This is a genomic window from Streptomyces erythrochromogenes, assembly GCF_040684695.1.
GTDB classification, from domain to species: Bacteria; Actinomycetota; Actinomycetes; order Streptomycetales; family Streptomycetaceae; genus Streptomyces; species Streptomyces erythrochromogenes_C.
Genome location: NZ_JBFBGM010000057.1, coordinates 1 through 10,519, shown reverse-complemented (window position 1 = coordinate 10,519; position 10,519 = coordinate 1). Strand labels below are relative to the sequence as shown.

At 69.0% G+C, this 10,519-nt stretch carries 9 protein-coding genes and 1 pseudogene; 4 read left to right on the top strand and 6 right to left on the bottom strand.

What is annotated here, in order from left to right:
• On the bottom strand, window positions 1-537 hold a 537-nt coding region (locus AB0O53_RS38165), incomplete at its 3' end, for an alpha/beta fold hydrolase (RefSeq protein ID WP_365201811.1).
• A 110-nt stretch (window positions 538-647) separates the two neighbouring features.
• On the opposite strand from AB0O53_RS38165, the gene AB0O53_RS38160 reads away from it, so the two are divergent.
• Together AB0O53_RS38160 and AB0O53_RS38155 are read left to right on the top strand one after the other, a co-directional pair.
• Window positions 648-1,187 (top strand): PadR family transcriptional regulator, encoded by a 540-nt coding sequence (locus AB0O53_RS38160; protein WP_365201808.1) that lies wholly within the window; start codon window positions 648-650, stop codon window positions 1,185-1,187.
• A gap of 108 nt (window positions 1,188-1,295) precedes the next feature.
• A complete protein-coding gene (locus tag AB0O53_RS38155; protein ID WP_365201805.1) occupies window positions 1,296-1,664 on the top strand; it encodes a hypothetical protein in 369 nt (122 codons plus the stop codon).
• A 7-nt stretch (window positions 1,665-1,671) separates the two neighbouring features.
• On the opposite strand, the pseudogene AB0O53_RS38150 reads toward AB0O53_RS38155, so the two are convergent.
• Window positions 1,672-1,857 (bottom strand): annotated as a pseudogene (locus AB0O53_RS38150) (transposase); the annotation flags it as partial.
• A gap of 652 nt (window positions 1,858-2,509) precedes the next feature.
• Here AB0O53_RS38150 and AB0O53_RS38145 point away from each other — a divergent pair.
• Window positions 2,510-3,586 carry a hypothetical protein gene (locus AB0O53_RS38145; RefSeq protein ID WP_365201802.1) on the top strand — a complete coding sequence of 359 codons (1,077 nt, stop codon included), beginning with the start codon at window positions 2,510-2,512 and terminating at the stop codon, window positions 3,584-3,586.
• Window positions 3,587-4,070: 484 nt separating this feature from the next.
• On the opposite strand, the gene AB0O53_RS38140 is transcribed toward AB0O53_RS38145, so the two are convergent.
• Window positions 4,071-4,724: a hypothetical protein gene (locus tag AB0O53_RS38140; protein ID WP_351002086.1), complete on the bottom strand. Its 654-nt coding sequence runs from the start codon at window positions 4,722-4,724 to the stop codon at window positions 4,071-4,073.
• 470 nt (window positions 4,725-5,194) lie between these two features.
• On the opposite strand from AB0O53_RS38140, the gene AB0O53_RS38135 reads away from it, so the two are divergent.
• A complete protein-coding gene (locus tag AB0O53_RS38135) occupies window positions 5,195-5,356 on the top strand; it encodes a hypothetical protein (RefSeq protein ID WP_351002084.1) in 162 nt (53 codons plus the stop codon).
• A gap of 828 nt (window positions 5,357-6,184) precedes the next feature.
• Here the strand turns inward: AB0O53_RS38135 and AB0O53_RS38130 are convergent.
• From AB0O53_RS38130 to AB0O53_RS38120, 3 genes are read right to left on the bottom strand one after another with little or no spacing between them, the layout of a single operon-like run.
• A complete protein-coding gene (locus tag AB0O53_RS38130) occupies window positions 6,185-7,453 on the bottom strand; it encodes a cytochrome P450 (RefSeq protein ID WP_365201798.1) in 1,269 nt (422 codons plus the stop codon).
• The gene (locus AB0O53_RS38125) at window positions 7,450-7,989 is read right to left on the bottom strand and encodes a GNAT family N-acetyltransferase (RefSeq protein ID WP_351002080.1); all 540 of its coding nucleotides are present in this window, start codon (window positions 7,987-7,989) and stop codon (window positions 7,450-7,452) included. The genes AB0O53_RS38130 and AB0O53_RS38125 overlap by 4 nt, the downstream gene beginning before the upstream one ends.
• A gap of 52 nt (window positions 7,990-8,041) precedes the next feature.
• Complete coding sequence (locus tag AB0O53_RS38120) at window positions 8,042-10,408, bottom strand: B12-binding domain-containing radical SAM protein (protein ID WP_365201795.1); 2,367 nt, start codon at window positions 10,406-10,408, stop codon at window positions 8,042-8,044.
• Between the last annotated feature and the right edge of the window lie 111 nt (window positions 10,409-10,519).

Sequence of the window (10,519 nt, the reverse complement as noted above, 5' to 3'; positions counted from 1 at the left end):
GAGCGCGACGCGGCCGGCCAGGCGCATGGTGGACCACCAGTGCGGTCCGACGTTCTCACGGACTTGCCGCCACCCTTCGGTGAGGAACTCCTCCTCGGTGTAGGCGGCGATACCGCTTGCACCCGGCGCGCCGTGCACCGCCGGCACCGGGTCGAGGGTGGCGTCGACCAGGACGAGCCGGCCGACCAGGTGGGGGTGGCGGGCGGCCAGCAGCACGGCCACGGCGCCGCCCATGCTGTGCCCCACTACGTCGGCCTTCCGGACCGCGGCCGCCTCCAGGGCCGTCGCCACGGCGTCGGCGTGGTCTTCCATGGTGTAGCCGAAGTCGATGGGGCGGTCGCTGATGCCGAAGCCCAGCAGGTCAACCAGTAGCGAGCGGTGGCCCGCCAGGGCGGGGTGCGCGGCTGAGGCAGCGAAGTACGGAGCCGCTGAAGCGCCGAGCCCGTGCAGGTAGACCCGGGTGGCACGGCCGGGGTCTCCGGGCATCTCCACCCAGCGGATCCGCGCTCCCTGGGCGGTCACCTGGACGTCGCGCATGAGTTCTCCTCCTCGAATGCATGGCCCCGCCGGTGCAACGGCCGCCCGAAAACATCGGTGAGACTATATATCGGAGCCGATGTATATAGGTAGTGAGGGATAATGAAGCGGTGTTGGAACTGGCGATCCTGGGTTTCCTGTACGAGCAGCCGCTACACGGCTACGAGCTCAAGCGGCGCGTCGCGCATCTCACCGGCCACGTCCGGCCGATCGCCGACGGCACGCTCTACCCCGCCATCAAACGGCTGGAAAAATCCGGGCTCCTGAGCCGGCAGACCGAGCCCGGTACCCGGGCGGCGCCCCGGCACGTCCTCACCCTGACCGACGAGGGCCGAGAAGAACTGCGACGCCGCCTGCGCAAGGCCGACGGCGTCGAAATCAGCGACGAGAACCACTGGTTCACCGTGCTGGCCTTCCTGTGCCACCTCGAAGACCCCGGCCAACAGGGCACGGTCCTCCGCCGCCGCCTGGCCTTTCTCCAGCAGCCGAGCAGCTTCTTCTACGACGGCGAACGTCCGCTGCGCGCAGGCGAGCTCGACGATCCCTTCCGTCGCGGCCTGTTGACCATCGCCCGCGCAACCAGCCGTACCGAGCTGGACTGGCTGGACGCCACCCTGAAGGCGCTCGCCCCCGGCGCCGAAGCGGACTGACGCTTCCCTCAGCGCTGAGTTTCACGCGTGGAAGTAGCCCGGCTGGCCCCTGAACGCAGACGGCCCGGCACCCGGCAGGCTCGACGGGGTGGAACAGAATGAGGCCTCATGGATGAGGGATCGGACTGGCCGACGGACAGACTGACCGCGCTCCGCCTCGGCAGAAGGCTGGTTGCGGAAGTCCCGGCATCGCGGCTGGATCGCCGCGCATTCGTGGACATCCGCCCCGAGCAGAGCGACTCCGATGGCCAGGCTCGGGACGAGGGATGGGTGCGCAGCGACGTTGGCCGTAGCTTCCGGCTTGAGCATGGGGAGTACGACCGCGAGCGTATTGAGGGCTTCGACTACGACATCGGCGCAGCCCTCATCAGGTGTGCTGACGCCTTGGACGAGTCTGAGCTGACCACCGTGCTCAACGCATGGAGCGTCCGGCCCGACATGTTCGTCTATCCCTGGGGCAGTGACGATCCCAGGTAGGCGGAGTTCAGTTCAGGGGTGCTGTCAGCTCGCACAGTCGCGCAGCCGGGGTTGCCCAGCCGAGCGTCCTGCGGGGTCGGCTGTTCAGCTCGGCCGCGACCGCGTCAAGGTGTTCGAGAGAGTGGACCGACAGGTCGGTGCCCTTGGGGAAGTACTGCCGGAGCAGGCCGTTGGTGTTCTCGTTCGAGCCTCGGTATCCGCCGCCGTCGGTGTGGCGGGCCTCGACGTGGACGCCGCAGTGGGCGCGGTCCATGTCGACGTCATCGGGGAGGGGGAGGTTCGCGGCGGCGTGGGTGAGCATCGTGTAGGCCGGCTGCCAGGCGCCGAAGATCTCCGTGGTCTCGCAGCGCAGCCAGCCCCGGCCGGTGTGGCCGAGGTCGTGGCCGTGGCGGTGGGCCGCGGCGTTCGGTGCGTCGGGGTGGAACAGGGTGACGGCGAGCATCGCGCGGAACTCGTCGACGACGGCCTGGTCCTCGGGGGCGAGGGCGCCGGGCGGTGGCCGCAGCGGAGGAACCGTCGAATCACCGGACGGTCTCCTGTCCGGCCTGGGTGGCGGGCGTCTTGGGGACACGCGGCAGATGGACGTGCAGGTGCTCGATGACGACCTCGCGGCCACGGGCGCGGAGTTCGCGACCGAGGATTTCCGTCAGACCGGATGCCCTGTGCCTACCTCCTGTTCTCTCGCCCATGCCGAACTGTTGCTTTCGACGCCAACCGATCACGGCTCAGCGGCTGTGCCGGCGGGCGTTCCTGGACACCGCGTTGTCGGAGGTCACGTCTAGGTTGATCCGCAAGATCCCTGGCGAGTGGCGTCAGGGGTATTCGGAGCGATCGTGGGGGTTGCCATGCACTGGTGGAACAGGAAGCCCGGGGAGCGGGCGGAGTGGCTGCTTGAGCCACTGGTGAAGGTAGGCCCGCTGCGGTTCGGGATGAACCCGGACGAGGTGGCATCGGCCCTGGACGGAGCGGTTGCCCACGTCTCACAGGGGTTGGGCAGCGGCATCGGGTGGGGCTACTACACAGACTGGGGTGTGAGTGCGGTCTACGGCGAGGCCAACGGCCTGGTCGCCGTAGCGATCGATGCGATGGATGGGCCGCTGGTGCGCCTGCGGGACATCGATCTCATTGCCCGGGTGCCGTCCGAGGTGTGCGCAGACATTCAGGACCTCGCACGCCGGGAGGGGACTTCCGTACGAGTGAACTGGAGCGGTGATCCGGAAGTCGAGGCATGGGGGGTCTCCATGGGCGCCGCACAGGAGCAGGGGCTGACGCCCGAGGGGTACACACAGCGCCTGGACACGATGATCACCAACGCGCTGCTGGTTGGTCCCGAGCTGGCGAAGAACCCGTTCGGGTCCGAGCCGGTCATCCGTTGGCGGGACGTCCGTGACGAGCCTCCGAACGTTGGGGCGTGGCCAGTAAGAGCTCAGCAGGAGCGACAGCACTGGGACTGGACACCACTGGAGAGCGTCGGTCCGCTCAGGTTCGGTATGAAGCCGCAGGAGGTGGCTGCTGCGCTGAGCGAGGAGCCGACCACCCGCCATGGCCGCTATCCCTTCGGAACGCCTTGGGAAGGCCTGGGACAGTGGATCTTGGGTGAGGACCGCTTCGACCGCGTAGGCGTAACCGCTCACTACTCCAGTGGATACAACTGGCCCCCAACCCTCGGCGCTGTCACCATTCACGGACGAACTGGGCCTCAGGTCGAGTTCGCGGGCATCCGACTGATCGGCATGACGGTTTCGGCCGTTGGCACAGCCCTGATCCAGCACATCGAAGGACGAGAACTGGGCCTGGTGATCGGCTGCGGCGGCGATCTCGGCGTGGACGGACTCAACATGTACGTCCGGGCCAGTAGGGCCGGGGACACCGCGGTGAGTGAGGCCCGATTCTGCCAGGCGCAATGGGAGGACCACGGCTGATCCGCAAGGAGACTTGATCGCTCCGCGGTGTACCGCATCGTGCTCCTGTGTATCGCCGCACCTGGGCGGCACGTAGAGGCGGCAGCGTTTCACGGGCAGGGACCATCCCGGCGGGTGCGGGGAGCAGGTCGGCAACCTGGTCGACGAACCGGAACTCAAGGGACCATCCTCGCGGGTGCGCGGAACAGATCTTTGCTCCGCCTTGAGCAGGTCCCTGGTCATGGGGCACAGCGTCCACTGGGCGGTCAGCCGGCGATCGGCGAAAGGGGTTTCCAGCCGGAGGCGGCGCTGGCGGTAGGGGTGGTGCAGCGGCTCGGTACCGTCCTGCTGCAGGACGTCGAAGGCGGAAGCGCGGGTTCCGAGACTCCTGAGCGTGGGGAAGCCTGAACCTGCGTGCCCGTCAATGGCTGAGGCGATCCCGCGCGCAGGTTCCGGTGAAGCCGGTGGGATTTGCTTTCCGAGCGTTCGCCGCCGATCCAACTGTTCAGCCCGCAGGCCAAAGTGAGTTCGGCCTTCCGTGATCGCCCATGTGCGCCCGCTGCCAGATCTCGTTCCAGTTGAACGGGGTCTCCGGCACGAAGCGGTGGCGCTCCCCGCACGGACACGGCGCCGGCAACCACGCACAGCCACGGCACAGCTCGACCCAGCCGTGCCCGGTCGAACTCGGCACTCGCGGTCCCTCGTCCCCACAAGCCGGGCAGCCAGGTGGCTCGGGACCGTCCAGAATGGCGTTCTGCCGCCGTACGTACTCGGACAGCCGCAGCGACGGGTGGCGAAACGGGTCCTCGAACCAGACGCGGTCGGGACTTTCCCACCAGTTCCGTAGCCACCACGGCCGTGGTTTCGGTACAGCCCGCCGACCAGCCTGCTTCTCCGCCCGGCGTTGCTCGGCGTAGTGGTCTGCCCGCACGAGCCACAGCACCCGGGCCTCGTGTAGTTCCTCCACGGCCCGTACCAGCGCGTCGGGGTCCGCTTCCAGGCGACGGGGGATCGCGGCGCTGAGCGTGAGGTGGTGGTACGTCGCACGCAGACCGTAGGGAGCAAAAACGGTGAGGCAGGTGCGCAGCGCGCTGTGCCGCCGGTGGAGGGGGAGCCCGGCGTCGTGCACGTGCGCTCGGTGGGTCAGGAAGCTGGTCATGGTGTGGTGGCAGGTCCAGTGCCCGTGCCAGGGCCGTAGTGAGGGCAGCAGCATGTGCTGGCAGGTGTTGTTCCGCCCAGGTTCCGGCAAGGCCGAGGAAGTCCTGCAGATCCTGCTGAGCGTTGGTGACGAGCCTGCGTACCTGTTCTACCGGCAGTTCGATCACCGGGCTGCCGTCCACCCCGTGAGCATCGAGTGTGAACCGGACCACGTCGTTGACGCGTTCAGCCACCGAGAACGGATCGTGGCTGAAATATGCGCAGCCTGTACCGTCGAGCACGTCCAGCCAGTCCCGCCAGGACTGGATGAGCAGAAGGTCATGCCGGGTGCCGGATCATGGACCTGGAGCGTTACCCCGTCCGGGGGCTCGGTTCGGGTAGGGGTGGGGAAGGTTGCTGGACGGGTTCGAGTTGTGGCTGCGCAAGATCGTTGTGCCGCTGTTCGGGGGTGTGGCCCTGTGCGGTGCGGGGGTGTCTGAGGAAGGGTGGTGGCTTCCCTTCCGGCTGGTCTTCATAGCCGGCGGTGTGGCGGCGTTCTGGGAGTGCGTGAAGGAGACGTGGATGCTGGTGCGCAGCAAGGAGTCGTCCAAGGCGCAGTTGGACCGCCTGGAGGATGAAGCCTGGCGGCAGTAGGCCGAGCGGCCTGCCGCCCTCGAACCGGTTGGGCCGGACCGTCCGGTCGCGGCCCCACGGCCCGGTCCGGCAGGCTTCTCCAGGCCACCGCCAACCGCACGTTCTTCCTTGCCCGGCGACCCGAATGCGACGATGTAGTAGCCAGCGCCGGAACTCCAAGATCTCAAACGTGCTCAGGTCCTGGTGGAAGGCTTCTGCCCACCGTGGAGAGCGGTCTGGTACTCACCAGGGCGATCGCCCGGCTGAACGGCCGCGCGACGATCCGCCCGCACCAGCCATGGCCAGAACGTCGCCGGATTCCGGACCTGGCGAGCACCGGCTGGACTGACCTGAGCTCCCGCACCCGCGCGGTTCGCTTCGGCGTGATCCGACCCAGGTGCGGGGCGCAGGGGGTGGTCGTGAGCAAGCAGAATTGATCGGGCATGAACTCACCGACTCAGTCAGCCCCCGCGCAGTCCCGTGATGCTGGCAGTCAACGCACGCAGCCGGTGCGGTCCCGGGTCAGGCACGGCAGCCCCACCTGCGCCGACTACGGCTGTCAACGGACCGAGTTCAGGGCCGCAGCCCGCCGGGACCGCGCCCGGCGCACCAGCGAGCTCATGGCCGGCAGCCCTGCCCGCGTCCCCTCATCGGAAGCCGCCGCGGCCGCCCGGCGACTGCAAGAGACGGGACTGCCGGCATCGGACCTCGCCGAGCACGGCTGGCCCACCACATTCCTCGCCGACCAGCTGCGCATCAGCACACAGGCAGCAACGGCTGCACGAGTTCCCACTCGGCATCGGACAGTTCATGGCGACGTATCACCACTCCATGATCCACAATCCAAGATCACTTTGACGTCAGACCCTGGGTGGTGCCGAGGCGGATGCCGAGGTGGCCGGGTGAGCGGAAGCCGCGTCCGGCCGGGCCGTCGGTGTGCAGGGTCCACCCCATCGGCCAGGCGGAATCCACCGCACTGATGAGTTCCGGCAGCAGCTCCTGCGCTTCCGCGGCGGCAAGGTGCCGCCCGAGGCACGTGTGGGGGCCGGTCCCCATGGCAAGGTTCGGCAGCGGCTCGCGCCGGAAGTCGAACAGGTGGGCGTGACTCCACCGGGTGTCGTCCCGGTTGGCCGATGCGAGGTTGACGCAGACCAGTTCGCCGCGCCGGATTTTCCGACCGGCCAGCTCAGTATCGGTGGTGCAGCGGCGAAATACCCAGGTCAGCGGGGGTTCCCAGCGCCAGCACTCCTGGAAAACAGCGGGGGCCAGGGACGGGTCGGTACGCAGCAGGGCCGGTACCCAGGGGTCGGTGAGAGCCGTGTACATCAAGGTGGCGAGAGAACGGCACGGCGGCTCGGTGCCAGTGGACAGCAGCAGTCTGAGAGCGGGCAGGAGTCGTGGCCCGGTTCCAATTGTCGGGTTCTCCGCGCGCAGGAGGAGGTCCATCAGGCTGCCCGGTGCCCACGCCGACGGGGTGTCGAGCAACTCCTCCGCCCCGTGCCTGATCCGGCCGTCCGGGTCCTCGCGCAGCCCCACTGCCCAGGTGTACAGGGTGCCGATCCGTGTTCCGTGCGGGAGGCCGGCCATGCGTGCGATCGTCGTCAGGGCCACCGGAAAGGCCACGTCCGCGACCAGGTCGCCACTGCCCCGGGCAGTGATGGAGGAGAGCCGGGACGTCACGGTCGAGCGGATCTCCTCCCGGCGAGCGAGGACCGCCTGCCGGTTGAAACCGCCCTGAAGGATGCTCCTCCAGGTCCTGTGCTCCTGGTGGTCCATTTCGAGGAACGACCTGCCGATCACGCGGCCCATGCTGTCGTCGTACGCCGACGACGAGAAGGTGTCCTCGTCGCGGATGACCTGCTCGGCCGCCGCGAACGACACGACGTGCCAGGCGGGAGTCACCGTCTCCTGGGTGCTGTCGGCTCCCGTCAGTACCCGTTCGAGCGTGGACCGGTGCACGGCGGCCCGCCGGCGCAGCCTCGCGAACTCGGTATGCGGATCGCCCTCTTCCGACACCATGTGGTCGCCTTCGTAGGCGCGGACCAAGGCGTACGCCTCTGCGATGTCCTGCTCGACGGCCTCGGGACTCGCGTCGAGCAGGCCGGCCACCGCCGTCATGGCGTCCCCCGGTCCGGATGCCCGGCGTCGGTGGGTGCCGCGTCCAAGGTGCGTACGGCGGTGCACAGCCCCTGTTCGGCGGGGTACCGGAGCCGGTTGCCGACCGTTGGTGCGGAGTCCTGTGCGGGTGCGCTCACCTCGAAGCCCATCTTCGCCAGGAAGGCCCGGCCGGGTGCCCAGCTCTGAGGGCAGGTGGCGGTCACGTACTGCATTCCACGAGTCGCGGCTTCCCGCAGCAGATGCTGGGCCACCCGCGTGCCCATGCCCGTGCGGCGCACGGCCGGGTCGAGGAGGAACAGGCCCACCGAGCAGCCGAGCCGGTCCGGGTGGCCGGCGACGACATCGACCACACCCACCACCGTCGGTCCGTCGCACAGCACCAACAGGTGCTTCTGCTCGAAGTCGGCCCCGTCGGGCAGGGAGTAGTACAGGCTCTGTACGTCTGCGGGCAGGGCGGACGAGCCGGTGGCCGCGAGGAGGTAGTCGTCGCAGGCTGCCAGCACGCGGGCCACCTCGGGTTCGTCCTCTGGCCGCATGGGACGTACCATCGGCGCTGCCTCGCCGGATGTCCGGAACTGCTGCACTGCGCTACACCGCCTGTCCTTGGGTGAGGTACCCCGGCTGCGTCTGCCGGGCGCCGACCGGTTCGCGGTACAGGAATCCGTAGCGGACGAGCTGCTCGGTGACCGCATCGTCCGTTGAAGAGGATGTCACGCCGTCCTGCCAGTTCTGCCAGGTGTCCACGGCTGTGCCGCGGAGGCGGATCGTCACGCCCGTGACCGGGTTGGACACGTACTGGACTGCCTCGTGGCTCTGCGTCCCGGTGCCGAGTTCGGCGCGCAGCCGTGCGGCCGGCGGCCGCGCCTGCCGCCGTGAGGGCACCAGGAAGCCGTGCCTGAGCAGCAGCGCGGCCGTGGCGTCGGGAGCGGAGCCGAGATAGTGGCACTCCTGGTCGGCCAGCCACGATTCCAGATCGCTCCAGGCCAGGCCGTTCAGCTCTCGCAAGTCCGTGTCTGCATTCCAATGGAGCTGGAGGAATCTGTCCTCGGCCGGGTGGTACAGGGCCATCGCGCGTCCGGCGTCCGCCTCCGTCGCAGGCCAGGGAACCCGGGTGAACGTCACTCCGGAGGCGAGGCGGAGCCGGGCGTCCGGCTCGGGCGGAGGCCAGTCGAACAGTTGGACGGGGCGCGTCTCGGGCTGTGGTGCTCCCACGCAGGCCCGCAGGAAGGTGAATTCCTCGATCTCCCGCGCCATGGGGTCGCCCGCCGCCCGGAACCATACGGTGGTGTCGCCCGCCGACTCCGCGGCGTCCTCGGCGACCTGCAGACTGTCCTCCTGGGACAGCCCGCTGTCGGTGCGGTAGTTCCGGCTCAGGCTCAGGTCGTTCAGTGGCGCCGGGGGTTCGATGTGAACGCCGAACGCCTCGGGCCGCGTGCCGACGGGCGAGTGCACGTCCAGCACGAAGGGGGAACCGCCCCAGGTCGTGTGGGCGACGTCGTACCGGTGAACGGACAGGCGCCGTACGGCCTCCGCGAACGCGACCGTGCGCTCGGCCTCCTGCCGGGTTTCGCCGGGGAAGCCGTGGATCACGAACAGATGGATCGGCACGCCGGCCCGGCGCATGGCGGTGATGTTCTCGCAGGCGTCCTCGATCCGCGTACCTTTGCGCATCAGGTCGAGGACCCGCTGGCTCGCCGACTCCAGGCCGAAGTTCATCCGTCGGCAGCCGGAGGCATGGAGCAGCCCGGCGAGTTCGTCGTCCAGACCTCCTGCGAACCGGGTCTCGCCGTACCAGTACACGTCTGCGGACGTCGTCACCAGAGCCTCGCCGACGTTGCGCAGGGTCCGGAGGCTCATGATCTCGTCCACGAACATGAAGTACGCCGATCCGTGGTCCGCCGACAGTTGGCGCACTTCCTCCGCCACTGCGGCGGCGGAACGCTGGCGGAAGGAGTTGCTCGCGAACGGGATCGAGCAGAAGGCGCAGTCCCAGGGGCAGCTCCGCGAGGCGAAGACGGGCAGGACAGGGCCGGGGGCGAGGTACTTGTCCAGGGGGAGGGCGTCGTAGGCGGGCTTCGTCGCCGCCGAGATGTCGACGCTCCGGCGCGGGGTGCGCAGCAGGATGCCGTTGTCGTCCCATACGGCACCTGGGATCTTCTCCCGGAAGTCGGTTCCGGGATGCTCGCCCGCGTCGAGTCCGTCGATCACGGCGGCAAGTGCTCCTTCGCCCTCTCCGGTCACCACCGTGTCGACGTAGTCGAACAGGGGGTGTCGCTGCTGCCAGCGGTCCACCAGCCGGGTCGCGTAGTTGCCTCCGAGCACCACGTGGACGTCGGGGCGCATCTCCCGGAGCATGCCGAGGAAGGTCACCCCGGCGATCAGCTGCGTGTCCGCGGACATGCTCACGCCGACGACCGCGAGGGAGGGGTCGAGGAAGAGGCCGCGGTCGAGCATCCGGTCGAAGGCCCAGCGGTACGGGTTGCCGTCCGGGTCGCTGCCCGCCGCGAGCACCTGGACCGTCGACTCGGCGGAGTACGCGGAGGTGTTCGAGACCAGGTCGAAGGTACAGGCGGGAAACGCCCCCGAGATCAGCCACAGCGCGTCGCGCAGGGTTCGGCGGGCGGAGTGGAAAGCAGCGGGGTCGTGCAGTGTGTCCAGCGACTTCAGGCGTTCCTTGGCCTCCCGGATGCCACGGATCGCCGCAGGGGCGGCCAAAAGGGCCCTCTGGCGCGCCCACTCGTCCTCCAGGTCGATCGCCGGGCGTGCGGCTGCCTTCTGCGCCAGTGCTTCCAGCGCTGGAGCCGAGTGCATCCAGTCGATGCACTCGATGCTCAGGTCGTAGCCGGTGGCGTCGTACCCGCGAGCCCGGAGATCGCCCAGGAGCAGGGGCACCGCCAGGTGCGGGGCGTAGGCGTTCCACAGGGGCGGATTGACCAGAACGGTCTTCGTGCCCATCTACTTCACCCTCGGTCCTCCTGGTGGGGCCGGCGCCCGGACGGCCGTCCGGGCGCCGGGCCCCCCCCCCCCGGGGCGGGCCCCCGGCGGGGGGGTGGTGCGTCGGCGAGA

Bases quoted from the DNA above. Each gene is read 5' to 3' on its own strand.
- AB0O53_RS38125 (WP_351002080.1), bottom strand. From the start codon at position 7,989: ATGCGGCCAGAGGACGAACCCGAGGTGGCCCGCGTGCTGGCAGCCTGC.
- AB0O53_RS38140 (WP_351002086.1), bottom strand. From the start codon at position 4,724: ATGACCAGCTTCCTGACCCACCGAGCGCACGTGCACGACGCCGGGCTC.
- AB0O53_RS38120 (WP_365201795.1), bottom strand. From the start codon at position 10,408: ATGGGCACGAAGACCGTTCTGGTCAATCCGCCCCTGTGGAACGCCTAC.
- AB0O53_RS38145 (WP_365201802.1), top strand. From the start codon at position 2,510: ATGCACTGGTGGAACAGGAAGCCCGGGGAGCGGGCGGAGTGGCTGCTT.
- AB0O53_RS38155 (WP_365201805.1), top strand. From the start codon at position 1,296: ATGGATGAGGGATCGGACTGGCCGACGGACAGACTGACCGCGCTCCGC.
- AB0O53_RS38130 (WP_365201798.1), bottom strand. From the start codon at position 7,453: ATGACGGCGGTGGCCGGCCTGCTCGACGCGAGTCCCGAGGCCGTCGAG.